The sequence below is a fragment of the Pseudooceanicola aestuarii genome (assembly GCF_010614805.1).
Lineage (GTDB): Bacteria > Pseudomonadota > Alphaproteobacteria > Rhodobacterales > Rhodobacteraceae > Pseudooceanicola > Pseudooceanicola aestuarii.
Window position 1 is genome coordinate 2,598,750 of sequence record NZ_JAAFZC010000001.1, and the last position, 22,581, is coordinate 2,621,330.

The following is a 22,581-nucleotide window of genomic DNA, read 5'->3' on the forward strand; positions in this document are numbered from 1 at the left end:
AGGAGGGGCACATGGGCGTCATCGACTATTTCCGCCGGGAGGCGCAGGCGGCGCCTGAGGCCAAAGCCTCGGCTGCGGCGCGGGTGATCGCGGTGCAGAGCGCCGGGCGGGTGGCGTGGACCGCGCGGGACATGGTGACGCTGACGCGCACGGGATTTGCCGGCAACCCGGTGGGGTTTCGCGCCGTCCGCATGATCGCCGAGGCCGCCGCCGCCCTGCCGCTGGTGCTGGAAGGAGAGGCCCGGCGCTATGACAGCCACCCGGTGCTGGCGCTGATCCAGGCACCGAACCCGGTGCAAGGCCGGGCGGAGCTGATGGAGGCGCTGTTCGGACAGCTGTTGCTGACCGGCAATGCCTATCTGGAGGGGGTAGCCCCCGATGACGGCCTGCCGGTGGAACTGCATGTGCTTCGCTCGGACCGGATGGCGCTGGTGCCCGGCGCGGATGGCTGGCCGGTGGCCTTCGACTATACGGTGGGCGGACGCAAGCATCGATTCGATGTCTCCGGTGAGGCGCCAGCGATCTGCCACCTGAAGAGCTTTCACCCGCAGGATGATCATTACGGGCTGTCGCCCCTTCAGGCCGCCGCCCAGGCGATCGACGTGCATAATTCGGCCTCGCGCTGGTCCAAGGCGCTGCTGGACAACGCGGCGCGCCCGTCGGGGGCCATCGTATACCGGGGGGAAGGCGGCGACGGTACCATGACCGCCGATCAATATGCGCGGTTGGTCGACGAGATGGAGACCCATCACCAAGGCGCGCGCAATGCCGGGCGGCCGATGTTGCTGGAAGGCGGGCTGGACTGGAAACCGATGGGGTTCAGCCCCTCGGACATGGAGTTCCAGAAGACCAAGGAGGCCGCCGCGCGGGAGATCGCTCTGGCCTTCGGGGTGCCCCCGATGCTGCTGGGAATTCAGGGCGACGCGACCTATGCCAATTATCAGGAAGCCCATCGCGCCTTTTACCGGCTGACGGTGCTGCCGCTGGCCACGCGTGTGGCCGCACGGGTGTCGGATTGGCTGGCGCGGCTGGCGGGAGAGGCCGTTGTGCTGAAACCCGATCTGGATCAGGTGCCGGCCCTGTCGGCGGAACGCGACGCACAGTGGCAACGGGTCAGCACGGCCGATTTCCTGACCGAGGCGGAGAAACGCCACCTGCTGGGACTGCCGGTGCTGGAGGGCGATTCCGATGGCTGATCCCACCCCGCTGAAGGCGTTCGAGCCGTTTACCTGCGCGCCCGGCTTGCGGTTGGAGGCGCATGAGCGGCTGACCGATCTGCAAGTCGCGGCGATGAACGCGCGCCTGGCCCGGATCGAGGAAATGATCGCGCGGCTGGACCGGCGCCTGTGGCTGGCGGTCTACGGCATCGTCGGGGTGATCCTGGCGCAGGCGTTTCAATCGCTGATCGGACAATTGCCCTGAGCGAAGGAGAACGGGATGGATGTGATGACCTCGGAACTGGAGACGAAATTCTGCCGGCCTGAGCAGGCGCTTACCCTGTCGGACGGGCTGGAGATTGCGGGCTATGCCTCTCGGTTCGGCGTGGCGGACCAGGGCGGCGACCGCGTGGCACCGGGGGCCTATGCGGCCTCTCTCGCCGCGCTGAAGGCTGAGGGGCGGCGGGTAAAGATGTTGTGGCAGCATGACCCCGCACAGCCGATCGGAATCTGGGAGGAGATGCGTGAGGATGCGACCGGGCTGTGGGTGCGCGGGCGGCTGTTGGAGCAGGTGACCCGGGGCCGGGAGGCCGCCGCGCTGATCGGGGCCGGGGCGATCGACGGGCTGTCCATCGGCTACCGCACCCGCCGGGCCACCAAAGCCGAGAGCGGTGGGCGACTGCTGACTGAGCTGGAGCTGTGGGAGGTGTCGTTGGTGACGTTCCCGATGTTGCCGACAGCCCGCGTGGCCGGCAAGTCCGGCACCGTGGCCGAGGCAGATCCTGGAATGCGCCAGTTGGCACAGGCGATCCGCCGGGCGGGGGCGGCGCTGCGCCCGACCACGGCTGTGCCCGAACAGAGCCATAGGAGGAGGAACTAATGGGAACGATACAGAGGCCGGACCAGACCGGGGCAGTGATGTCACCGGTCAGGGAGGTTGCGGATGCCGTCGCAGAATTCATGATCAAATTCAATGGGTTTCGCGACGATCTTGAAGCAAGACTTGAACAGCAGGAAACCAAGATGACCAAGATTGACCGGAGATATCACAGCGCCGCGCGCCCCGTTCTCGCCAGCGCCGCGGAAACCTCGGCGCCGCATCTGAAGGCCTTTGGCGCCTATCTGCGCACGGGCTGCGACGACGGGCTGCGAGGGCTGGAGCTGGAGGGCAAGGCGATGTCCACGGCGGTGGCGGGCGACGGTGGCTACCTGGTCGATCCGCAGACTGCGGACAGCATCCACGCGGTCCTGAAAAGCACCGCGTCCATCCGCCAGATCGCCAATGTGGTGCATGTGGAGGGGACATCGTTCGACGTGTTGATCGACACGACGGATGTCAGCGCGGGCTGGAACGACGAAAGCAACGTGGCCGAAACCGCGACGCCGACCATCGACCGGATTTCCATCCCGCTGTTCGAATTGTCGGCCATGCCCAAAGCCTCGCAACGGTTGCTGGACGACAGCGCCTTCGACATCGAGGGGTGGCTGGCGGAGCGCATCGCGGACAAGTTCGCCCGTTCGGAGGCGGCGGCCTTCATCTCGGGGGACGGGGTGGACAAGCCGACGGGCTTTCTGACGCATCCCCAGGTCGCCAATGCGTCCTGGGCGTGGAATTCGCTGGGCTACGTCGTCAGCGGTGCCTCGGGCGGGTGGGATCCCACCGATCCGGGCGATGCCATCATCGATCTGGTCTACGCGCTGGAGGCCCGCTATCGCGCCAATGCGAGTTTCGTGATGAACTCGCGGACCGCCGGGGCGGTGCGCAAGCTGAAGGACAACGACGGGCGGTTCCTGTGGGCCGATGGCTTGGCGGCGGGCGAACCGGCGCGGCTGATGGGCTACGCGGTGCTGATTTCCGAGGACATGCCGGATATCGCGGCGGATGCGGCGGCGATCGCCTTTGGCGATTTCCACGCCGGTTACACGGTGGCGGAACGGCCGGACCTGCGGGTGTTGCGCGATCCGTTCAGCGCCAAGCCGCACGTGTTGTTCTACGCGACCAAGCGGGTGGGCGGCGATGTCAGCGATTTCGCGGCGATCAAGCTGCTGAAATTCGCCGCTTCCTGAGGGGGTGGCGGGTCGGCCGGGCCATGAGGTCCGGCCGGGTGCGTGTCATGTTCCCGCGTTGTCCAGCTGCTCCCTTCGTCCGAGCAACGTGGCGTGACACGCGCCGAAGGGACGCAAGCGCAGCGTGAAGATCGGAGGCCAAGATATGATGTTGACGGAAACCACCCGCGTGCCGCTGGCAGTGCTTCCCCTGGAACGGCTCAAGTCGCAATTGCGACTGGGCACGGGGTTCGCCGCGGAGGATTTGCAGGACGATCTGCTGGAGGGCTTCTTGAGGGCGGCGCTGGCGGCGGTGGAGGCGCGGATCTCCAAGGCGTTGATCCTGCGGGACTTTACTTTGCAGGTGACAGCGTGGCGCGACCCCGCTGGCCAGGCGTTGCCCCTGGCCCCGGTGCAGGAGGTCACGGCGTTGCGGTTGGTCGACGCGACCGGGGCGGAACAGGTGGTCGCGGCTGAGCGCTACCGGCTGATCCACGACCGCCACATGCCGGTGCTGGCCCCGCGCGCCGCCGGGTTGCCTGCGATCCCGACGCAGGGGCGCGCCGAGATCTCCCTGCGCGCCGGGCTGGGCGCGGTCTGGTCCGATCTGCCCGGCGACCTGGGCCAGGCGGTGATGCTGCTGGCGGCGCATTACTACGAATACCGCAACGAGACGGCGTTGGGCGAGGGTTGCATGCCTTTTGGGACTTCGGCGTTGATCGAGAAATACCGCCCACTGCGGGTGGGTTTCGGAGCGGGCGCATGATCCCGCGTCTGAACCGCCGGCTGGAACTCCAGGTGCCGGTGCGGGTCGCGGATGGCGCGGGTGGCATTGTGCAGAGCTGGGCGGCGCGGGGCACCCATTGGGCGGAGATCACGCCGCGCACGGCCCGCCCGATGGAGAAGGGCGCCGCCGGGATCTATCGCCAGGGGTTGAAAATCACCCTGCGGGCGGTGCCGCACGGATCGCCGGGACGGCCGCGCCCCGGACACCGGTTTGCCGAGGGCGCCCGGATCTACGCGGTGGAGGGCGTGGCGGAGAGCGACCCCGACGGTCGGCACCTGGTCTGTTTCGCGGTGGAGGAGGTCGCAGGATGAGCTATGCCCTGGCTAGTGGTTTGCAAGAGGCTGTTTTCACGAGGCTTTCAGGCGATGCGGCGGTCGCGGCCCTGACGGAGGGGAAAATCTTTGACGCCCCGCCCACCGGGCACCCGCCACCGACTTATGTCGCGCTTGGCCCGGAAAGGGTCCGCGATCGGTCGGACAAGGGCGGGGCAGGCGCAGTGCATGATTTCACCGTCTCGGTGGTGACCACCGCAGCCGGGTTCCGCGCCGCCAAGGAGATCGCGGGCGCGTTGTGCGATGCGCTGTCCGGGCCGGTCCCGGAGATGTCACGCGGCTACGTCGTGGCCCTGAACTTTCGCCGGGCGCGGGCACGGCGGGACGAAGCCGGGCAGTTGCGCCGGATCGACCTGGAATTCCGCGCCTTCGTGCAGGACGACTGAACTCAATCCGAAAGGAGGTCCGCGATGGCGGCCCAGAACGGCAAGGATCTGTTGATCAAGGTGGACATGACCGACAGCGGTCAGTTCGAAACGCTGGCAGGGCTGCGCGCGACGCGGCTGAGCTTTAACGCTGAAAGTGTCGATGTGACGTCTTTGGACAGCCAGAACGGGTGGCGGGAGCTGCTGGCGGGGGCGGGCATGCGGTCGGCTGCGATATCCGGGGCGGGGGTGTTCAAGGACGCGGGCAGCGACGAACGCGCGCGGCAGATCTTCTTTGACGGGGAAGTGCCTGATTTTCAGGTTGTCATCCCCGGGTTCGGGATCGTGGAGGGGCCATTCCAGGTGACTGCCATCGAATATGCGGGTGCCCATGACGGAGAGGCGACCTATGAGCTGTCGCTGGCCTCGGCCGGGGCGCTGAGCTTCACGGCGATCTGATGGCGAACCCCTGGGCCGGAGAGGTCGCGATCGTTGTGAACGGCAAGCGGCGGGTGATGAAGCTGACGCTGGGCGCTCTGGCGGAGCTGGAAGCGGGGCTGGGCGAAGATAGCCTGGTCGCGCTGGTGGAGCGGTTCGAGACCGGTGCGTTCGCGGCCGGCGACATCCTGGCATTGCTGGTTGCAGGATTGCGGGGTGGCGGCTGGCAGGGCCGGACGGAGGATCTGCTGTCGGCCGAAATCGAGGGCGGCCCGGTGGAGGCAGCCCGGCGGGCGGGGGAGTTGCTGGCCCGGGCCTTCGCCCTGCCGGAGCAGGCAGGGGGATGACCGGGTTCGACTGGCCGGGGCTGATGCGCGCAGGGATGCAGACCCTGGGGCTGAACCCGGCGCGGTTCTGGGCGCTGACCCCGGCGGAACTGCGGCTGCTGCTGGGCGCGGGCGCGCCGTCTGCGGCGATGGGGCGCGATCGGTTGGAGGAGATGCTGGCCCGGTTCCCCGACGCGGCCACCGCCGGAGCCGCGCGGGATGCGGGAAACACGAAAGGATCCGAGGATGGATGAGAATGATGCGCTGGAGGAAATGCAGGACCAGGTCGCGGGGCTGTCGCAGGGGCTGGGACAGGCAGCCGGGATGGCGGCGGGGTTCGAGGGCGAGATGCGCCGCCTGCGCGGTACCTTCGCCGAGACGGGCCGCGACATGCAGACACTGGAACGCGGGCTGAGCCGGGGATTGCGGCGCGCGCTGGACGGGGTGCTGTTTGACGGAATGAAGGCGTCGGATGCGCTGCGCAGCGTGGCGCAATCGGTGGCCGCGACGGCCTGGTCGGCGGCGGCGAAACCGGTGACGTCGCATTTCGGCGGCATGATCGCGCAGGGCGTGGGGTCGTTGATGCAGGGGGTGTTGCCCTTTGCCCGGGGGGGAGCGTTCTCGCAGGGGCGGGTGCGGCCCTTTGCGGGGGGCGGGGTGGTGAACGGGCCGGTGCAATTCCCGATGCGCGGCGGCGTCGGAGTGATGGGCGAGGCCGGGCCGGAAGCGATCCTGCCGCTGACCCGGGGCGCCGACGGGCGGTTGGGGGTGCAGGCGGGCGGCGGTGGCCGGACAGTGAACGTGGTGATGAACATCCGGACGCCCGATGCCGAAAGCTTCCGCCGCTCGCAAAGCCAGGTCGCCGCACAGATGAGCCGCGCCCTGTCCATGGGCCGCCGCAACCGCTGACATGAAGGGATCACCAGATGAGCACGAGCACTTTTCACGAAACCCGGTTTCCCGCGACGCTGAGCTTTGGCTCTTCCGGGGGGCCGGAGCGGCGCACCGATATCGTCACGCTGGCCAATGGCTTCGAGGAGCGCAACTCCCCCTGGGCCCATTCGCGGCGGCGGTATGATGCCGGGGTGGCGCTGCGGTCTCTGGACGATATCGAGGTGCTGATCGCCTTTTTCGAGGCCCGGCGCGGCCAGATGCACGGGTTCCGGTGGAAGGATTGGTCGGATTGCAAATCCTGTCTGCCTTCGGCGCAGGTCAGTTTTCGCGACCAGGTGATCGCGATCGGCGACGGGGTGACGGATGTCTGGCCTCTCGCCAAGACCTACCGGTCCGGGCTGCAAGGCTATACCCGCCCGATCACCAAGCCGGTGGCCGGCAGCGTGCGGGTCGGCGTGGCGGAGGATGCGCTGGTCGCGGGGCTGCATTACGAGGTCGACATCACCACCGGGCTGGTCACCTTTGCCGAGGCGCCGAAAGAGGGGATGGAGGTCACCGCCGGGTTCGAGTTCGACGTGCCGGTGCGATTCGATACCGACCGGCTGGCGACATCGGTGGCGGCCTTCCGGGCGGGTGACGTGCCCAGCGTGCCGGTGGTCGAGGTGCGGATCTGATGGGCTTTGACACGGAGCTGGCGCGGCACCTGGCCACGGGCGTCACGACATTGTGCCATGCCTGGGAGATCCGGCGGCGGGACGGGCAGGTGCTGGGTTTTACCGATCATGACCGGGATCTGCGGTTCGGCGGAGTGACCTTTCACGCCGACAGCGGGCTGAGCGCGATGGCGTTGCAGCAGGGCACGGGCCTTGCGGTGGACAACACGGAGGCCTCCGGCGCGCTGAGCCATGCCGCTCTGACCGAGGCCGATATCGACGCGGGTCGGCTGGACGGGGCCGGAGTGACGGCCTGGCTGGTCAACTGGGCGGCGCCCAAGGCGCGGCAACTGGTGTTTCGTGGCACGCTGGGCGAGGTGCAGCGCGCGGATGGCGCGTTCCGGGCGGAATTGCGCGGGCTGACAGAGGCGCTGAACCAGCCGACCGGGCGCGTATTCCAGAAGCCTTGCGGCGCGGTTCTGGGGGATGCGGCCTGCGGGGTGGATCTGGGCGATCCAGAGCTGACGGTCGTTGCGGCGCCCGTGGCGGTGGAGGGCGCGCAAAGGTTGGTCTTTGCCGGGCTGGAGGCGCCGGAGGGCTGGTTCGCGCGCGGCCGGGTGGAGGTCCGGGCGGGACCGGCGGCCGGATTGACAGGGCTGGTGCAATGGGATCGGGCGGAACCTGCGGGGCGGGTGCTGACCCTTTGGACGCCCCTGCCGGTCGCACCGCAGCCCGGCACGGCGCTGCGGTTGATCGCGGGCTGCGACAAGCGGTTCGGCACCTGCGGGGAGAAATTCGACAATGCGCTGAATTTTCAGGGGTTTCCGGACATTCCAGGTGATGATTGGCTGACCGTCCTGCCGGTCCAATCCGGCGAGACCGATGGCGGGAGCCGTCGAACATGAGCGCGCCGCAGGTGGTACGCGCCGCACGGGGGTGGATCGGCACACCTTATGTGCATCAGGCCTCGGCCCGGGGGGCGGGGGCGGATTGCCTGGGTCTTTTGCGCGGGGTCTGGCGGGAGGTTCTGGGGGCGGAGCCCGAGCCGATCCCACCCTACACGCCGGATTGGGCAGAGCCGCAGCGCGACGAACGGTTGTGGCGGGCGGCGCGGCGGCATCTGCGCGAAAAGCCGTTGTTGCAGGCGGCGGCGGGCGATGTGCTGTTGTTTCGCATGCGGGCGGGAAGCGTGGCAAAGCACCTTGGACTGGCGGCGCGCGTGGGCGCGGGGTCCAGCTTCGTGCATGCCTATGCCGGGCATGGCGTGGTGGAAAGCCCGTTGTCCCGGCCCTGGGCGCGGCGGATCGTGGCGCGGTTCGCCTTTCCTGAACATGTTGGCCCGAAGGAGGGGATCTGATGGCGACCATATTGCTTTCGGCGGCGGGGGCCGCGATCGGATCTTCGGTCGGCGGTTCGGTGTTGGGCCTGTCGGCGACGGCGATTGGCCGGTTCGCCGGTGCGGCCCTGGGACGCAGCATCGACACGCGGCTGCTGGGCGCCGGTTCGGCCCCGGTGGAGACGGGACGCCTGGACCGCTACCGCATTACCGGCGCGGGAGAGGGCGATCCGATCCCGCGCCTGTTCGGGCGGATGCGAGTCGGCGGGCAGGTGATCTGGGCCAGCCGGTTCCGCGAAAGCGTCAGCGAGAGCGGCGGCGGCAAGGGTGCGCCGACCAGTCCACGCACCCGCGCCTATGGCTACAGCGTCAGTTTGGCCATCGCCCTGTGCGAAGGGGAGATTTCCGGCATCGGGCGGGTCTGGGCGGATGGCAAGGAAGTTGCGCCCGATATGCTGAACCTGCGGGTCCATACCGGCGCGGCCGATCAGTTACCCGACGCGACGATGGAGGCGGTGGAGGGCGCGGGCCAGGTGCCCGCCTATCGCGGCGTGGCCTATGTGGTGCTGGAGGATCTGCCGCTGGAGAGCTTCGGCAACCGGGTGCCCCAGTTCAATTTCGAGGTGCTGCGCCCTGCGCCTTTGGCGCTGGCGGGGGCGGAGTTCGAACCGGCCCATGCGATCCGGGGCGTGGCCTTGATGCCGGGCAGCGGCGAATATGCGCTGGCCAGCACGCCGGTGCATTACGATCAGGGCGCCGGTGTGGTGAGCGTGGCCAATGTGAATTCGCCGTCGGACAAGGCGGATCTGCTGACCTCGCTTGATCAGCTGGAGGCCAGCCTGCCCAATTGCGCGGCGACATCCCTGATCGTGAGCTGGTTCGGCAACGACCTGCGCTGCGGGAATTGCGAAATCCGGCCCAAGGTCGAACAGCGGGAGTTGGACGGGGCGGAAATGCCCTGGACCGTGGCGGGCGTCGCGCGGGCGGAGGCGGAGCTGGTTGCGATGGCGCAGGACCGCCCGGTCTACGGCGCGACGCCGGCGGACATGTCGGTGATCCAGTCGATTCGCGCGCTAAGGGATGCGGGGCAGGCGGTGATGTTCTACCCCTTTGTCCTGATGGATCAATTGCCGGGCAACGCCTTGCCCGATCCGCATTCGGAGGCGGAGGACCAGCCGCAATTGCCCTGGCGGGGGCGCATCACCCTGTCTGAGGCACCGGGCCGCGCCGGCAGTCCCGATGGCACTGCGCAGGCGGCGGCTGAGGTGGCGGCGTTCTTCGGCACCGCACAGGCGAGCGATTTCGACGTGGAAACGGACAGAGTGACCTATAGCGGGCCGGAGGAATGGCGGTTCCGGCGATTCATCCTGCATTGCGCGGCGCTGGCCCGTGCGGCGGGGGGCGTGGACAGCTTCTGCATCGGCTCCGAAATGGTTGGGCTGACCACGATCCGGGGCGTCGATCACAGCTTTCCCGCCGTGGCCGCGCTGCGCGATCTGGCCGGAGAGGTGCGCGCGATCCTGGGGCCTGATTGCAAGATCGGCTATGCCGCCGACTGGACGGAATATTCCGGCTACCAACCGCCCGATGCGCCGGGGGATCGGTATTTCCACCTCGACCCGCTTTGGTCCGATCCGCAGATCGACTTCATCGGGATCGACAATTACCTGCCACTGTCGGATTGGAGGGACGGCGAGGACCATGCGGATGCGGATTACGAGAGCATCTACAACCCGTTGTACCTGCAAGGAAATATCGAAGGGGGGGAGCTTTACGATTGGTATTATGCCTCTGCCGGGGCGCGGGCGGCGCAGATTCGCACGCCCATTACCGACGGTGCCCACGGGGAGCCCTGGATCTGGCGGGTGAAGGATATCCGCAATTGGTGGGGCCAGCTTCATCACGAGCGGATCGACGGCTTGCGGCGGGCCGATCCCACCGGCTGGCTGCCGCGGTCGAAACCGATCTGGTTCACGGAACTGGGCTGCGCGGCGATCGACAAGGGCACCAATCAGCCGAACAAGTTCCTGGATCCGAAATCCTCGGAATCGGCGATGCCCTATTTTTCCACCGGGCGGCGCGACGATCTGATTCAGATGGAATACCTGCGGGCGATGCATGAATATTGGTCCGACCCGGTGCATAACCCGGCCTCGGACCTGTATGAGGGGCGGATGCTGGACATGTCGCGCGCTTTTGTCTGGGCCTGGGATGCGCGGCCGTTTCCGTGGTTTCCCGGCAATGACGCGCTGTGGTCGGACGGGCCGAACTACCGCGCCGGCCATTGGATCACCGGCCGGGCGTCGGGCCGGTCGCTGGCGCTGCTGGTGGCAGAGATCTGCACGGCCGCCGGGCTGACGCGATATGATGTCAGCGGGCTTCACGGCTATGTCAGCGGCTATCTGGCGGAAGACACGGTCAGCGCGCGGGAGCGGCTGCAACCGCTGATGACGCGCTATGCCTTTGACGCGGTGGAGCGCGATGGTCTGGTGCGGTTCGTCATGCGCGGCGGGCCGGTCGCGGCTGAGGTGACGGAGGCCCAGGTCGCGCTGTCGCCGGATTTGGATGCGCGGATCGAAAAGACGCGGGAGCCGGAGGCGGAACTGTCCGGCCGTCTGCGGCTGAAGTTCGTCGAGGCGGATGCCGATTTCGATGTCATCGCCGAAGAGGCGATCCTGCCGGACATGGACAGTGGCGCGGTGGCCGGATCGCAGATGGCGCTGGCCATGCCGCGCGGCACCGGGCGGGAGGTGCTGGAACGTTGGTTGAGCGAGGCGCGGGTGTCGCGGGACCGTCTGCGGCTGACGTTGCCGCCGTCGCGCCGGGCGCTGGGCGCCGGTGACGTGATGCGGGTGGTGGACAGCGGCGGAACCGCGGGGCTGTACCGGATCGACCGGGTGGAGCACGGGCTGGGATCGCTGGTGGAGGCGGTGCGGATCGCCCCCCGGATCTATGGCCCGCCGGATCTGCGCGAGGTGCCCGGACCGGGCCGCAACTACACTCCGCCCTCGCCGGTCTTTCCGCTGTTCCTGGACTTGCCCCTGATGCGCGGGGACGAGGTGCCCCACGCGCCGCATGTCGCCGTGACGGCAGAGCCATGGCCGGGTGCGGCGGCGCTGTATCACGCGGCGGGGGATGCCGGCTATGCGCTGGATCGCCGGATCGGGGCACGGGCGACATTGGGGGTGACGCTGAACGCTCTGCCGCGTGCGCGGGTGGGCCTGACGGATCCGGGGCCGGCGCTGCGGGTGCGCCTGACCTCGGGCACGCTGGCCTCTGTGGATCGGGCGGCGCTGTTGTCCGGGGCGAACCTGATGGCGATCGGATCGGGCGATCCCGGCGGTTGGGAGCTGTTTCAATTCGGCACGGCGGATCTGGTGGCGCCGGGAGTTTACGATCTGTCGCAACGGCTGCGCGGGCAGCAGGGCAGCGGGGCGGCGATGCCCGACAACTGGCCGGCGGGCAGCTACGTGGTGGCAATGAACGGCGTGCCCGAGCAGATCGGCCTGGCGCCGCAGGCCCGCGGCGTGACGCGGCACTACCGGGTCGGCCCGGCGGCGAAACCGCCGGATGACCCGTCCTACAGCCATCACGCGCTGGCCTTTGCCGGGGTCGGGTTGCGGCCCTGGCGGCCCTGTCACCTGCGCGCGGAGTTCGAAGGCGATGATACGTTGCGCCTGCGCTGGATCCGGCAGACCCGCGTTGATGGCGACGGCTGGGATCAGCCGGAGGTGCCGCTGGGCGAGGAGACAGAGCGCTATCAGGTCGAGGTCTATCACGCCAACACGTTGAAACGGCAGGAGATCGTGACTGCGTCCGACTGGACCTATCCGTTGGCGGCGCGGCTGTCGGACGGGGTCTCGGGGCTGGTGGAATTGCGGGTGGCGCAGGTGTCTGCCAGTTTCGGCGCCGGAGATTTCGCCCGGCTGATCACGGCAAGCTGAGAGAGATCACCTGCCGAAATGCGGGTGATCACGGCTTTGCGTTTCTGTCCTGCCCTCCTATCTGGTAAGCTGACGGTCCAGAGACGGAGACACCCATGCCCGACGCCCGCCTGCAGCTTGCCCAAATCGACCCGGTCTGGGACCGAATCACCCGCGAGGCGCGCGCCGCCATCGCGGATGAACCCGTGCTGGGGGGGCTGGTGCATTCCTCGGTCCTGCACCATCCGTCGATTGAACGCGCGCTGGCCTATCGCGTGTCGATGAAGCTGGCCAGCGACGAGATGTCGGTGCAGATCCTGCGGGAGATCTGCGACGAGGCGCATGGCAGCGATCCGACGATTGCCGATGCCGCCCGCGCCGATATCGCGGCTATCTTTGATCGCGATCCGGCCTGTCATCGGTTCCTGCAACCTTTGCTGTATTTCAAGGGGTTCCAGGCAGTTCAAAGTCAACGCATCGCTCATTGGTTGTGGCAGGAGGGGCGGCGCGATCTGGCCTATTTCTTCCAGATGCGCGCGTCGGAGATCTACGGCGTCGATATCCACCCGGCCGCCCGGATCGGGCGCGGGATCATGATCGACCATGCGCATTCCATCGTCGTGGGCGAAACGGCCGTGGTCGGCAACAATGTCTCCATGCTGCATTCCGTGACCCTTGGCGGCACGGGCAAGGAGGACGAGGACCGTCACCCCAAGATCGGCGACGGCGTGTTGATCGGGGCCGGCGCCAAGGTGCTGGGCAATATCAGCATCGGCCATTGTTCCCGCATCGCGGCCGGGTCCGTCGTCTTGCATGACGTGCCGCCCTGCAAGACTGTTGCAGGCGTGCCCGCGAAAATCGTCGGGGAGGCGGGGTGCGATCAGCCCTCCCGCTCCATGGATCAGCTTCTGAACATGTAGGCCCGTGCGGGGCCACCTTTGCGAAACCCCCCGCCGTTTCCGACGGGGGGCATCTTCGTCTGCGGTCATCGGCGCTTCCGCCTGTACCGCCCCGGCAATGTGACGCGAAAACCTTACCGAAAGGTTGAGATCATCTTTGTCTTCCCAAATACTTTGGGGGGAGACGCCCGCAGGGCGGCGGGGGGCAAAGCCCCCCACGCGCAAGTTTTGTCCTGAAAACCCCCGCTAGGGGTCAGCGATCAGGCCAGCATCACCATCGGGTTTTCCAGGTTCTCCACGATGGCTTTCAGCAGATCGGCGCCCAATGCGCCGTCGATCACGCGGTGGTCGACGGACAGGGTGACGGACATGATGGTGGCCACCTCGACCTCGCCCGCGTCATTGACCACGGGTTTCTTCACCCCTGCTCCAACGGCCAGGATGGCGCCGTGGGGCGGGTTGATCACGGCGTCGAAATTGTCGATGCCGAACATCCCCAGGTTGGAAATCGCAAAGCTGCCGCCCTGATATTCATGCGGTGCCAGTTTGCGGTCTCGGGCGCGGGTGGCGAGGTCTTTCATCTCCGCCGAGAGGGCGGAGAGCGATTTCATATCCGCGTCCTTCAGCACCGGCGTGAACAGCCCGCCGTCGATGGCCACGGCCACGGCCACGTCCGAGGGGGTCAGCTCCAGCACCCGGTCGCCGGCCCAGACGGCATTGGCCTTGGGCACGGATTGCAGGGCCAGGGCGCAGGCCTTGATGATGAAATCGTTGACCGAGAGTTTCACCGACCGCGATTCAAGCTGCTTGTTCAGCTGGGAGCGGAACGCCAGCAGCGCGTCCAGACGGATGTCCCGGCGCAGGTAGAAATGCGGGATCGTCTGCTTGGCCTCGGTCAGACGCGCGGCGATGGTGCGCCGCATGCCGTCCAGCTTGACCTCCTGATGGGGGCGGTCGGCGTACATCTTCTGCACCACCTCGGTGGACAGGCCGGCGGGAGCCGACGCCGCAGCCGGGGCAGGGGCCGCCGGGGCCGCGGCGGCGTCGGCGGGTTTCGCCGCTTCGCCGGTTTTCGCGGACTCGACATCCGCACGGATGATCCGCCCGCGCGGGCCGGAGCCTTCCAGCGCCGTCAGGTCCACACCGCGATCCGCCGCGATGCGCCGGGCGAGGGGGGAGGCGAAGATACGGTTGCCATCCGCATCCCTGGGTGCGGCGGGGGCCTTGGTCGTGCTCGCCTCTGCCGGGGTGTTGGCCGTTTGCGACGGAGCCTTCCGAGGCGCATCCTTCTGGGGTTGGGCCTCTTGCGGGGTGGCGGACGTTTCGCCGGTCTCCTCGGGATTGGCCCTGGCCGCGTCCGCGCCGGAGCCGGCGGGAAGGTCATCCGCGCTTTCGCCCTCTTCCAGCAGGATTGCGATGGGGGAATTGACCTTCACCCCTTCGCTGCCTTCTGCAACCAGGATCTTGCCGATGGTGCCTTCGTCCACCGCTTCGAATTCCATGGTGGCCTTGTCCGTCTCGATCTCTGCCAGCAAGTCGCCGGAGGAGACGGTGTCGCCCTCCTTGACCAGCCATTTCGCCAGCGTGCCTTCCTCCATCGTGGGGGACAGCGCGGGCATCAGGATTTCCGTGGGCATTCTCCGCACTCCTTACCGATAGGTGACTTTATGCACGGCCGCGACGACCTCGTCCGTGGTGACCAGCGCCAGTTTTTCCAGATTGGCGGCATAGGGCATGGGCACGTCCTTGCCGGTGCAGTTGATCACCGGGGCGTCCAGGTAGTCAAACGCGCGTTCCATGATCGTGGCCGACAGGTGGTTGCCGATGGCGCCGACGGGGAAGCCCTCTTCGACGGTCACGCAGCGGTTGGTCTTGCGGACCGAGGCCAGCACCGTGTCGTAATCCAGCGGGCGCAGGGTGCGCAGGTCGATCACCTCAGCCTCGATCCCGTCCTTGGCCAGGCGGTCGGCGGCCTCCAGCGCGTATTGCATCCCGATCCCGAAGGACACGATGGTCACGTCCGAGCCTTCGCGCCAGATCCGGGCCTTGCCGAAGGGGATGGTGAAATCCTCCAGCATCGGCACCTCGAAGGAACGGCCGTAGAGGATCTCGTTCTCCAGGAAGATCACCGGGTTGGGATCGCGGATCGCGGTTTTCAAAAGGCCCTTGGCATCGGCGGCCGAATAGGGCTGTACCACCTTCAGCCCGGGAATATGGGCATACCAGGCGGCGTAATCCTGGCTGTGCTGGGCGCCGACACGGGCGGCGGCGCCGTTGGGGCCGCGGAAGACCATGGGGGCGCCCATCTGGCCGCCGGACATGTACAGCGTCTTGGCGGCGGAGTTGATGATCTGGTCGATCGCCTGCATGGCAAAGTTGAAGGTCATGAACTCCACGATGGGGCGCAGCCCGCCAAAGGCCGCCCCGACCGCCAACCCGGCAAAGCCGTGTTCGGTGATCGGCGTGTCCACCACGCGCTTGGCGCCGAATTCGTCCAGCAGGCCCTGCGTCACCTTGTAGGCGCCCTGATATTCGGCGACCTCCTCCCCCATGATGTAGACATTGGTGTCGGCGCGCATTTCCTCGGCCATGGCGTCGCGCAGGGCCTCGCGCACGGTCTGGGATTTCATCTCCGTCCCCTCGGGCCAGTCGGGGGTCTGGTCGGGGCGGGGGGGCTGATCGTCTTCGGCCTGTTTCGCCTGAGCGGGGGCCGGGGCTGCGGTGGTTTTCTCGGCGGTGGCGGCATCGCCGGACTCTGCCGGGGCGGAGGTGGCGCCGATATCGTCGGCGGTTTCACCCTCTTCCAGCATCACGGCGATGGGGGTGTTGACCTTCACGCCTTCGGTCCCTTCGGCGATCAGGATCTTGCCGATGGTGCCTTCGTACACGGCCTCGAATTCCATGGTGGCCTTGTCCGTCTCGATCTCCGCCAGGATATCGCCGGAGGAGACGCTGTCGCCTTCCTTGACCAGCCACTTGGCAAGCGTGCCTTCTTCCATGGTGGGAGAGAGGGCGGGCATCAATACTTCGGTGGGCATATGGTGATCCTCCCTCAGGCGTCTTCGTCGATGGCCGCGCCCTGGGGCAGATCGGCGGAATAGATGTCGGTGTAAAGCTCGTCGACCGAAGGTTCGGGGCTTTCCTTGGCGAAATCTGCGGACTTGTTCACGATGTCCTTGATCTCCTTGTCGATGGCTTTCAGGTCATCCTCGCTGGCGTGCTTGCCGGCCAGCAGAAGGTCGCGCACATGTTCGATGGCGTCCTTTTCCTCCCGCATCTTCTGGACTTCCTCTCGGGTGCGGTACTTCGCCGGGTCGGACATGGAATGCCCGCGATAGCGATAGGTCTTCACCTCCAGGATATAGGGGCCCTTGCCGGCGCGGCAGTGGGCGATGGCCTTGTCGCCGGCGGCCTTCACCGCCAGCACGTCCATGCCATCCACCATCTCGCCGGGGATGCCGAAGGGTTCGCCGCGCTTGTAGATATCGGCGGTGGATGTCGAACGCTGCTGCGAGGTGCCCATGGCGTACTGGTTGTTCTCGATCACGAAGATCACCGGCAGCTTCCACAACGCGGCCATGTTGAACGTCTCGTAGACCTGGCCCTGGTTGGCCGCGCCATCGCCGAAATAGGCAAAGGTCGCGCGGTCGTTTTCCAGATATTTGTCGGCAAAGGCCAGGCCGGCGCCGATCGGCACCTGGGCGCCGACGATCCCATGCCCGCCGTAGAAATGCTTCTCCCGGCTGAACATGTGCATGGAGCCGCCCTTGCCCTTGGAATAGCCGCCCTCCCGGCCCGTCAACTCGGCCATGACGCCGTCGGGATCCATGCCGCAGGCCAGCATGTGGCCGTGATCGCGGTAGGAGGTGACGCGCTTGTCGCCCTCGCTCGCGGCGGCTTCCAACCCGACGACGACGGCTTCCTGACCGATGTAGAGGTGACAGAATCCGCCGATCAGGCCCATGCCGTAAAGCTGGCCGGCCTTTTCTTCGAAGCGGCGGATCAGCAGCATGTCACGGTAATAGGTTTTCAGCTCGTCCGCCGATACGTTCGGCTTGGCTGTGGATTTGCGGGTCGCCATGCGTCCTCCTCCGGAAAAACAACTCTCTGTCAGAGATAGTTTAGTGTTAAACTATCCATATCGGATTTCCGCCCGCGATGCGAGGGGGATTTTCTGCCCCGCCCCCCGGACCCGGTTTCGCAAGGGTCCGTGCCGCGTTCGGATGGCCCGTTCCGGGGGCCGCACGGATCAAGATACGTCGCGCGGGCCGAAAATCCATGCGGTCCCCGCCACATCGTGGCACATAGGGCGCGGCATTGCCAAAGGGAGGAACAGATGCCCCATACATTGCAGGTCGCCTATCCCAAGACCGCCGATACCACGTTTGACATGACCTATTACCTGGACCGCCACATGGCGCTGGTCCGGGACACCTGGGGCGCGGGGGTCGCCGGGGTGGCGGTCTCTGCCGATGCCGGGCTGGACCCTCAGGCGCCATTCCACGTCATCGTGACGATGGAGTTCACCGACCGTGCCGCGTTGGACACGGCCCTGGGCAATTCGGCGCCGCTGATGGGGGATATCGCGAATTTCTATACCGGGGCGCGGGCGCAGGTGCTGATCGGGGAAAAGCTGCTCTGATCTCCGGCGCCGGGGCGTGGCCCTCAGCGGATGACGATCTCGTCGCCACGCAGCAGGCCCAGCACGTCGCGGGCCTGCTGGTCCAGCAGGTCTAGGTCCAGGAAATCGTCGGACAGGCGCTGTGTACGGTTTTCCATGTCGGTGATGCGGGCCTCCAGCTCGGCCAGCTGCTGCCGCATCTTCGCGCTCTCGGCCTCCACCTCGGCGCGGCGAAACAGGCCGAATTCGCCCTGCACCGCCGCAAAGGAGAAGTAGAGCCCGGCCACAAGGGCACCGGAAATACAGAAAAGGGTGCCCAGGGTCGGGCGTGTGTCGCTACGCATGATCGGCCTTGTTCCCCATTCACTTCCGGGCCCCTGTCACTTTCGGACCCCCGTCACTTTCGGACCCCTGTCACTTTCGGGTCTCGTCTCTTGCGGACGGTCCGGCCATCTTGCCACAGGTGATTCGGGAAGGGAATCCCCCGTGACGCCCGCCGCCGCAAATGTGATCCCTTTGCCGTAGACCGCGCCTGGCAGGCAGATCGCAACGTAACGCCGCGCGTGGCTGGCGCCGGGCCGCGTGCGCTGACATCCTGCCGGCAGGAGGAATTTCACCATGCCGACCAGCGACCCGCACGCCCATCTGTCCACCCACGAGGTTCTCAATCAACCGGTGCCCCCCGCCGGCCGCGATCTCTGGGCCGGCGATCCGGTCCTGCGCCATTGGTGCGACGTGGCGGGCGCGCCCGGCGACACCCTGGCCGGCGCCGGCGCCCGGCTGGGCGGTGCCGCGCTGTTTGAAGCGGGGCGCGAGGCGCGGCGGGACACGCCCCGGCTGGTGCCTTTCGACCGCACGGGTCGCCGCCTGGACGAAGTGCATTTCGCGCCTGCCTATCACCAGCTGATGGGCGCCGCCCGCGCGGAGGGCTACACGGCCCTGCCCTGGGAGGGGGCGCCGGGCGGCCATGCGGGCCACGCTGCGCTGGTCTACATGTTGTCGCAGGTAGAGCCAGGGATCTGCTGCCCCCTGACCATGACCTATGCCGCCCATCCCGCCATGGCCGCCACGCCCGCGCTGGCTGCCATCTGGCAGCCCCGGCTGGCCGCGCGCGACCATGATCCCGCCACCCTTCCGGCGGCAGGGAAATCCGCCGTCACCCTGGGCATGGCCATGACGGAAAAGCAGGGCGGATCGGACGTGCGCGCCAACACCACGCAAGCGGTGCGCGAGGGGGATCACTACCGCCTGACAGGGCACAAATGGTTCTGCTCCGCCCCGATGTCGGACGGGTTCCTGACTCTCGCCCAGGCGCCCGAGGGGCTGACCTGTTTCCTGGTGCCGCGCTGGCTGGAGGGCACACGCAACACGCTGCGTCTGCAACGGCTGAAGGACAAGCTGGGGAACCGGGCCAATGCCTCGGCCGAGATCGAGTATGACAACACGCTGGCCTACCGGCTGGGCGAGGAGGGCGCAGGCGTCAAGGTGATCATCGAAATGGTGCATCACACCCGGCTGGACACCGCGCTGGCCCCCGCCGGGCTGATGCGCGCGGCACTGGCCGAAGCGGCGTGGTGGGCGGGTTCGCGCCGGGTGTTCCAGAAAACGCTGATCGACCAGCCGTTGATGGCCGCGCTTCTGGCCGATCTGGCGCTGGATCAGGAGGGGGCGACCGCCCTTGGCATGGCGGCGGCGGCGGCCTTTGACGGCGTGGGGGCGGAGGACCGCGCCTTTGCCCGGATCGCGGTGGCGCTGGCGAAGTACCTGTCGAACAAGCTGTGCCCGCTGGTCATCGTCGAGGCGATGGAGGTTCTGGGCGGCATGGGCTACGTGGAGGAGACCCCGATGCCGATGCTCTACCGCGAAGCGCCGCTGAACGGCATCTGGGAAGGCTCCGGCAACGTGATCTGCCTGGATATCCTGCGCAGCCTGCACCGCGATCCCGCCGGGGCGGAGGCGTTGATGACACGGCTGCGCGCCGCCAAAGGGGCCGACCGCCATTTCGACGCGGCGCTTGACGATCATCTTCAGCGCTGGCCCAAGGGCCCGACAGAGGCAGAGGCCCGGTGGTTCGCGGAAAGCCTGGCGCAGCTTCTGGCCGCGGCAGAGCTGATCCGCCATGCCCCTGCCGCCGTGGCGGACGGCTATTGCGCCACCCGTCTGGGCGCCCCGCGCGGGCGCCTTGCCGGCGCCACCGGCGGCCTGGACAGCGCCGCGCTGCTGGCCCGCCTCACCGGGTAGGCCACGACACGACGGCCCGAAATCCTGCCCGCGCCCGATCTTCTGCCCGGGATGGTCGAATGGCACGCGGGCGGGCGTCCTTCGGGCCGAAATACCGCGCGGGTGAATTGAGCCGCAGGCTCAAGAGGGGGCGGCGCCCCCTCCCTGTCAGACCCCTGGGCCATCCCGGCGGGGCCGCTTCGATCCCGGAGTGCCGAAACGGCGCTGGCCCGAAACCTGGCCGACACTCCCTCCCGCGGGCGCCCAGCCGATCCGTTCCCTGGGGCCTAACCGGCGACGGAGGCGGCGTGAATACCTTCGATCCCCTGCGCCAGCACGTCGTTGAACGCAGCGTCGTCCTGTTGCGCCGACAGCCCTTCGGTCAGCGCGCGGGAGAAGCTGGCGATCATGCCGGACTGGCGCGCCAGGCGGGCGTTGGCCTCGTAGCGGGCATAGCCGCCGGACAGGGCCACGACCTTCAGCACGCGGGGGTGATCCACCAGCGGTTTGTACAGGTTGTCGACCTCGGGCAGCGTCAGCTTCAGCATCACCTGGCGGTCATCGCGCAGGGCGTCCAGCGCCGCCAGCAGGGCGTCGCGCAGCAGGGTTTCGGCCTCGGCCTTGTCGGCGATGGAGATCGTCACCTCCGGCTCGATGATCGGGACCAGCCCCTTGGCCAGGATCTGCTGGCCGATCTCGAATTGCTGGGCGACGACGCGGTCGATCGCCGGCCCGTTGGCGGCAGAGATCACCGAGCGCATCTTGGTGCCAAAGATCCCCTTGGCCACCGCGCGGTCCAGCAGGGCGCCCAACTCGGGCATGGGGTTCATCACCTGCACGCCGTCCTCTTCGTCAGCCAGGCCCTTGTCCACCTTGAGGAAGGGGACCACGCCGCAATCTTCCCACAGATATTGCGCGGTCGGTTTGCCCTGAACCTCGCCCTCCATCGTGCGTTCGAACAGGATCGCACCCAGCACCTTGCCGGAGGAGAAGGCAGGCGCGGTGATGATCCGCGCGCGCATGTCGTGGATCAGGCCGAACATCTCGGCGTCATTGGCATATGCATCTTCGGAAATGCCGTAGAGTTTCAGGGCCTTGGGGGTGGAGCCACCGCTTTGGTCCAGGGCCGCGATGAAACCGTTGCCGGTGCGGATACGCTCGGCCTGGGCGCTGTTGGTCATGTGTGTCCCTCATGATCTGGTCCGGCCGGATCCGGTATGGCACCCGGCGATTTGGCCCTTCTCTAGGGGAGGGGAAAGGCCCTTGCAATCGCGGTGGCGCTAACGGCTGGCGATTAGCCCGCCAGTGCCGCGACGCCGGGCAAGGTGCGGCCTTCCATCCATTCCAGGAAGGCGCCGCCGGCGGTGGAGACATAGGTGAAATCGCCGGCCACCCCGGCCGCGTTCAGCGCCGCGACCGTGTCGCCACCGCCCGCGACGGAGATCAGCCCGTTCTCCGCCGTCAGCCGCGCGGCCTCCCGCGCGGCGGCGAGTGTGGCGGTGTCGAAGGGCGGGATCTCGAAGGCGCCCAATGGGCCGTTCCAGATCAGGGTCTTGGCGTTGGACAGGGCGGCGCCGATGCGGGCCACGCTGTCGGGGCCGGCATCCAGGATCATGGCGTCGGCGGGGCATTGCGTGGCCGGCACCGTCTCGTGCGGGGCACCGGCGCGGAACTCGCGGGCCACCACCACGTCGGAGGGCAGGATGATCTGGCAGCCCAGATCCAGCGCCTTCAGCTGGATTTGCTTGGCGGTCTCCGTAAGGTCATGTTCGGCCAGGGATTTGCCCACATCCACCCCCTGCGCGGCCAGGAAGGTATTGGCCATGCCGCCGCCGATGATCAGGCGATCGACCTTTTCCACCAGGTTGCCCAGCAGGTCCAGCTTGGTCGAGACCTTGGCCCCGCCGACCACGGCCACAACCGGGCGTTTCGGGGCGCCCAGGGCGGTCTCCAGCGCCTCCAGTTCCGCCTGCATCAGGCGCCCGGCGCAGGCGGGCAGCAGCCGCGCCACCCCTTCGGTGGAGGCATGCGCGCGGTGCGCGGCGGAGAAGGCATCGTTGCAATAGATATCGCCCAGCCCGGCCAGGCGGCGGGCGAAATCGGGGTCGTTGGCTTCTTCCCCCGGATAAAAGCGGACGTTCTCCACCAGGATCACATCGGCGTTGCGCTGTTCGTCCGTCGGGCTTTCGGCGGCCTCCAGCGTTTCGATGAAGGCGACCTTGCGGCCCAGGGCCTTTTCCAGCGCGGGCAGGGTGATGCGCAGCGACATGTCCAGCACCACGCGCCCCTTGGGGCGGCCGAAATGGGCCAGCAGCATCGGTTTGCCGCCCTTTTCCAGGATCGTCTCGATCGTCGGCACAATGCGGTCGATGCGGGTGGCATCGGTGACGCGCCCGTCCTCGGTCGGGACGTTGATGTCGACGCGGGTCAGCACCGTCTTGCCGTTCAGGTCCATCTCGTCGAGCGATTTCCAGCCCATTTCAGCCTCCGTATCCGTTGGTGCCTTGTGCGTTGCCGCCGTTCATAAGCGTCCGGGGGCGGGGGTCAACCGATCAGCTCGGTGCCGGGTGGTCTGGGGGCGGGT

Annotated in this window: 24 protein-coding genes; 18 read left to right on the forward strand and 6 right to left on the reverse strand. The window is 67.6% G+C overall.

Annotated elements, in window-relative coordinates; translation table 11 throughout:
• The first annotated feature begins 11 nt into the window (after positions 1-11).
• The 16 genes from G5A46_RS12340 to cysE all read left to right on the forward strand — a co-directional run bounded on the left by G5A46_RS12340 (position 12) and on the right by cysE (position 13,177).
• Entirely contained in the window at positions 12-1,196 is a 1,185-nt protein-coding gene (locus G5A46_RS12340; protein WP_163849672.1) for a phage portal protein, read from the forward strand.
• Complete coding sequence (locus tag G5A46_RS12345) at positions 1,189-1,422, forward strand: GTA head formation protein, RCAP_rcc01685 family (RefSeq protein WP_163849673.1); 234 nt, start codon at positions 1,189-1,191, stop codon at positions 1,420-1,422. Before G5A46_RS12340 ends, G5A46_RS12345 begins: the two co-directional genes overlap by 8 nt.
• Positions 1,423-1,437: 15 nt before the next feature.
• Positions 1,438-2,037 carry an HK97 family phage prohead protease gene (locus tag G5A46_RS12350; RefSeq protein ID WP_163849674.1) on the forward strand — a complete coding sequence of 200 codons (600 nt, stop codon included), beginning with the start codon at positions 1,438-1,440 and terminating at the stop codon, positions 2,035-2,037.
• On the forward strand, positions 2,037-3,224 hold the full coding sequence (locus G5A46_RS12355) for a phage major capsid protein (protein ID WP_163849675.1): 1,188 nt from the start codon (positions 2,037-2,039) through the stop codon (positions 3,222-3,224). The genes G5A46_RS12350 and G5A46_RS12355 overlap by 1 nt, the downstream gene beginning before the upstream one ends.
• Before the next feature lie 145 nt (positions 3,225-3,369).
• The gene (locus tag G5A46_RS12360; protein ID WP_163849676.1) at positions 3,370-3,969 is read left to right on the forward strand and encodes a head-tail connector protein; all 600 of its coding nucleotides are present in this window, start codon (positions 3,370-3,372) and stop codon (positions 3,967-3,969) included.
• On the forward strand, positions 3,966-4,301 hold the full coding sequence (locus G5A46_RS12365) for a head-tail adaptor protein (protein ID WP_163849677.1): 336 nt from the start codon (positions 3,966-3,968) through the stop codon (positions 4,299-4,301). Before G5A46_RS12360 ends, G5A46_RS12365 begins: the two co-directional genes overlap by 4 nt.
• A complete protein-coding gene (locus tag G5A46_RS12370; protein WP_163849678.1) occupies positions 4,298-4,708 on the forward strand; it encodes a DUF3168 domain-containing protein in 411 nt (136 codons plus the stop codon). Before G5A46_RS12365 ends, G5A46_RS12370 begins: the two co-directional genes overlap by 4 nt.
• A 24-nt stretch (positions 4,709-4,732) precedes the next feature.
• Positions 4,733-5,146, forward strand: a complete 414-nt coding sequence (locus tag G5A46_RS12375; RefSeq protein ID WP_163849679.1) for a phage major tail protein, TP901-1 family — start codon at positions 4,733-4,735, stop codon at positions 5,144-5,146.
• Entirely contained in the window at positions 5,146-5,472 is a 327-nt protein-coding gene (locus tag G5A46_RS12380) for a gene transfer agent family protein (RefSeq protein WP_163849680.1), read from the forward strand. The genes G5A46_RS12375 and G5A46_RS12380 overlap by 1 nt, the downstream gene beginning before the upstream one ends.
• Positions 5,469-5,705: a rcc01693 family protein gene (locus tag G5A46_RS12385; protein WP_163849681.1), complete on the forward strand. Its 237-nt coding sequence runs from the start codon at positions 5,469-5,471 to the stop codon at positions 5,703-5,705. Before G5A46_RS12380 ends, G5A46_RS12385 begins: the two co-directional genes overlap by 4 nt.
• Positions 5,698-6,360: a phage tail tape measure protein gene (locus G5A46_RS12390; RefSeq protein WP_163849682.1), complete on the forward strand. Its 663-nt coding sequence runs from the start codon at positions 5,698-5,700 to the stop codon at positions 6,358-6,360. Before G5A46_RS12385 ends, G5A46_RS12390 begins: the two co-directional genes overlap by 8 nt.
• 17 nt (positions 6,361-6,377) lie before the next feature.
• Positions 6,378-7,019, forward strand: coding sequence for a DUF2460 domain-containing protein (locus tag G5A46_RS12395; RefSeq protein WP_163849683.1), 642 nt, complete (start codon positions 6,378-6,380; stop codon positions 7,017-7,019).
• Complete coding sequence (locus G5A46_RS12400; RefSeq protein WP_163849684.1) at positions 7,019-7,903, forward strand: DUF2163 domain-containing protein; 885 nt, start codon at positions 7,019-7,021, stop codon at positions 7,901-7,903. The genes G5A46_RS12395 and G5A46_RS12400 overlap by 1 nt, the downstream gene beginning before the upstream one ends.
• The gene (locus G5A46_RS12405) at positions 7,900-8,355 is read left to right on the forward strand and encodes an NlpC/P60 family protein (protein ID WP_163849685.1); all 456 of its coding nucleotides are present in this window, start codon (positions 7,900-7,902) and stop codon (positions 8,353-8,355) included. Before G5A46_RS12400 ends, G5A46_RS12405 begins: the two co-directional genes overlap by 4 nt.
• Complete coding sequence (locus G5A46_RS12410) at positions 8,355-12,278, forward strand: baseplate multidomain protein megatron (protein ID WP_163849686.1); 3,924 nt, start codon at positions 8,355-8,357, stop codon at positions 12,276-12,278. Before G5A46_RS12405 ends, G5A46_RS12410 begins: the two co-directional genes overlap by 1 nt.
• A 95-nt stretch (positions 12,279-12,373) precedes the next feature.
• Complete coding sequence (gene cysE, locus G5A46_RS12415; RefSeq protein ID WP_163849687.1) at positions 12,374-13,177, forward strand: serine O-acetyltransferase; 804 nt, start codon at positions 12,374-12,376, stop codon at positions 13,175-13,177.
• A 239-nt stretch (positions 13,178-13,416) separates the two neighbouring features.
• Here the strand turns inward: cysE and G5A46_RS12420 are convergent, their stop codons facing one another.
• Genes G5A46_RS12420 through pdhA form a run of 3 tightly spaced genes read right to left on the reverse strand, consistent with a single transcriptional unit; the run spans position 13,417 to position 17,237 of the window.
• Positions 13,417-14,793 (reverse strand): pyruvate dehydrogenase complex dihydrolipoamide acetyltransferase, encoded by a 1,377-nt coding sequence (locus tag G5A46_RS12420; RefSeq protein ID WP_163849688.1) that lies wholly within the window; start codon positions 14,791-14,793, stop codon positions 13,417-13,419.
• A 12-nt stretch (positions 14,794-14,805) separates the two neighbouring features.
• Positions 14,806-16,194 (reverse strand): pyruvate dehydrogenase complex E1 component subunit beta, encoded by a 1,389-nt coding sequence (locus G5A46_RS12425; RefSeq protein WP_163849689.1) that lies wholly within the window; start codon positions 16,192-16,194, stop codon positions 14,806-14,808.
• Between the two features lie 14 nt (positions 16,195-16,208).
• Complete coding sequence (pdhA, locus tag G5A46_RS12430) at positions 16,209-17,237, reverse strand: pyruvate dehydrogenase (acetyl-transferring) E1 component subunit alpha (protein WP_163849690.1); 1,029 nt, start codon at positions 17,235-17,237, stop codon at positions 16,209-16,211.
• Positions 17,238-17,492: 255 nt separating this feature from the next.
• Here pdhA and G5A46_RS12435 point away from each other — a divergent pair, with 255 nt between their 5' ends.
• On the forward strand, positions 17,493-17,798 hold the full coding sequence (locus G5A46_RS12435) for an EthD family reductase (RefSeq protein WP_163849691.1): 306 nt from the start codon (positions 17,493-17,495) through the stop codon (positions 17,796-17,798).
• 23 nt (positions 17,799-17,821) lie between these two features.
• Here the strand turns inward: G5A46_RS12435 and G5A46_RS12440 are convergent, their stop codons facing one another.
• Positions 17,822-18,121, reverse strand: coding sequence for an FtsB family cell division protein (locus G5A46_RS12440; protein ID WP_163849692.1), 300 nt, complete (start codon positions 18,119-18,121; stop codon positions 17,822-17,824).
• Between the two features lie 274 nt (positions 18,122-18,395).
• On the opposite strand from G5A46_RS12440, the gene G5A46_RS12445 reads away from it, so the two are divergent.
• Positions 18,396-20,018, forward strand: coding sequence for an acyl-CoA dehydrogenase family protein (locus G5A46_RS12445; protein WP_163849693.1), 1,623 nt, complete (start codon positions 18,396-18,398; stop codon positions 20,016-20,018).
• 266 nt (positions 20,019-20,284) lie between these two features.
• Here the strand turns inward: G5A46_RS12445 and G5A46_RS12450 are convergent, their stop codons facing one another.
• The gene (locus G5A46_RS12450) at positions 20,285-21,178 is read right to left on the reverse strand and encodes a fructose bisphosphate aldolase (RefSeq protein WP_163849694.1); all 894 of its coding nucleotides are present in this window, start codon (positions 21,176-21,178) and stop codon (positions 20,285-20,287) included.
• Between the two features lie 113 nt (positions 21,179-21,291).
• The gene (locus G5A46_RS12455; protein ID WP_163849695.1) at positions 21,292-22,476 is read right to left on the reverse strand and encodes a phosphoglycerate kinase; all 1,185 of its coding nucleotides are present in this window, start codon (positions 22,474-22,476) and stop codon (positions 21,292-21,294) included.
• Between the last annotated feature and the right edge of the window lie 105 nt (positions 22,477-22,581).

Excerpts from the sequence above, each read along its gene's own strand:
- G5A46_RS12450 (WP_163849694.1), bottom strand. The coding sequence starts at position 21,178 with ATGACCAACAGCGCCCAGGCCGAGCGTATCCGCACCGGCAACGGTTTC.
- G5A46_RS12350 (WP_163849674.1), top strand. The coding sequence starts at position 1,438 with ATGGATGTGATGACCTCGGAACTGGAGACGAAATTCTGCCGGCCTGAG.
- G5A46_RS12380 (WP_163849680.1), top strand. The coding sequence starts at position 5,146 with ATGGCGAACCCCTGGGCCGGAGAGGTCGCGATCGTTGTGAACGGCAAG.
- G5A46_RS12345 (WP_163849673.1), top strand. The coding sequence starts at position 1,189 with ATGGCTGATCCCACCCCGCTGAAGGCGTTCGAGCCGTTTACCTGCGCG.
- G5A46_RS12395 (WP_163849683.1), top strand. The coding sequence starts at position 6,378 with ATGAGCACGAGCACTTTTCACGAAACCCGGTTTCCCGCGACGCTGAGC.
- G5A46_RS12365 (WP_163849677.1), top strand. The coding sequence starts at position 3,966 with ATGATCCCGCGTCTGAACCGCCGGCTGGAACTCCAGGTGCCGGTGCGG.
- G5A46_RS12385 (WP_163849681.1), top strand. The coding sequence starts at position 5,469 with ATGACCGGGTTCGACTGGCCGGGGCTGATGCGCGCAGGGATGCAGACC.
- G5A46_RS12425 (WP_163849689.1), bottom strand. The coding sequence starts at position 16,194 with ATGCCCACCGAAGTATTGATGCCCGCCCTCTCTCCCACCATGGAAGAA.
- G5A46_RS12445 (WP_163849693.1), top strand. The coding sequence starts at position 18,396 with ATGCCGACCAGCGACCCGCACGCCCATCTGTCCACCCACGAGGTTCTC.
- G5A46_RS12375 (WP_163849679.1), top strand. The coding sequence starts at position 4,733 with ATGGCGGCCCAGAACGGCAAGGATCTGTTGATCAAGGTGGACATGACC.
- G5A46_RS12410 (WP_163849686.1), top strand. The coding sequence starts at position 8,355 with ATGGCGACCATATTGCTTTCGGCGGCGGGGGCCGCGATCGGATCTTCG.
- G5A46_RS12370 (WP_163849678.1), top strand. The coding sequence starts at position 4,298 with ATGAGCTATGCCCTGGCTAGTGGTTTGCAAGAGGCTGTTTTCACGAGG.
- G5A46_RS12455 (WP_163849695.1), bottom strand. The coding sequence starts at position 22,476 with ATGGGCTGGAAATCGCTCGACGAGATGGACCTGAACGGCAAGACGGTG.
- G5A46_RS12435 (WP_163849691.1), top strand. The coding sequence starts at position 17,493 with ATGCCCCATACATTGCAGGTCGCCTATCCCAAGACCGCCGATACCACG.
- G5A46_RS12405 (WP_163849685.1), top strand. The coding sequence starts at position 7,900 with ATGAGCGCGCCGCAGGTGGTACGCGCCGCACGGGGGTGGATCGGCACA.
- cysE (WP_163849687.1), top strand. The coding sequence starts at position 12,374 with ATGCCCGACGCCCGCCTGCAGCTTGCCCAAATCGACCCGGTCTGGGAC.
- G5A46_RS12420 (WP_163849688.1), bottom strand. The coding sequence starts at position 14,793 with ATGCCCACGGAAATCCTGATGCCCGCGCTGTCCCCCACGATGGAGGAA.
- G5A46_RS12390 (WP_163849682.1), top strand. The coding sequence starts at position 5,698 with ATGGATGAGAATGATGCGCTGGAGGAAATGCAGGACCAGGTCGCGGGG.
- G5A46_RS12440 (WP_163849692.1), bottom strand. The coding sequence starts at position 18,121 with ATGCGTAGCGACACACGCCCGACCCTGGGCACCCTTTTCTGTATTTCC.
- G5A46_RS12360 (WP_163849676.1), top strand. The coding sequence starts at position 3,370 with ATGATGTTGACGGAAACCACCCGCGTGCCGCTGGCAGTGCTTCCCCTG.
- pdhA (WP_163849690.1), bottom strand. The coding sequence starts at position 17,237 with ATGGCGACCCGCAAATCCACAGCCAAGCCGAACGTATCGGCGGACGAG.
- G5A46_RS12355 (WP_163849675.1), top strand. The coding sequence starts at position 2,037 with ATGGGAACGATACAGAGGCCGGACCAGACCGGGGCAGTGATGTCACCG.
- G5A46_RS12340 (WP_163849672.1), top strand. The coding sequence starts at position 12 with ATGGGCGTCATCGACTATTTCCGCCGGGAGGCGCAGGCGGCGCCTGAG.
- G5A46_RS12400 (WP_163849684.1), top strand. The coding sequence starts at position 7,019 with ATGGGCTTTGACACGGAGCTGGCGCGGCACCTGGCCACGGGCGTCACG.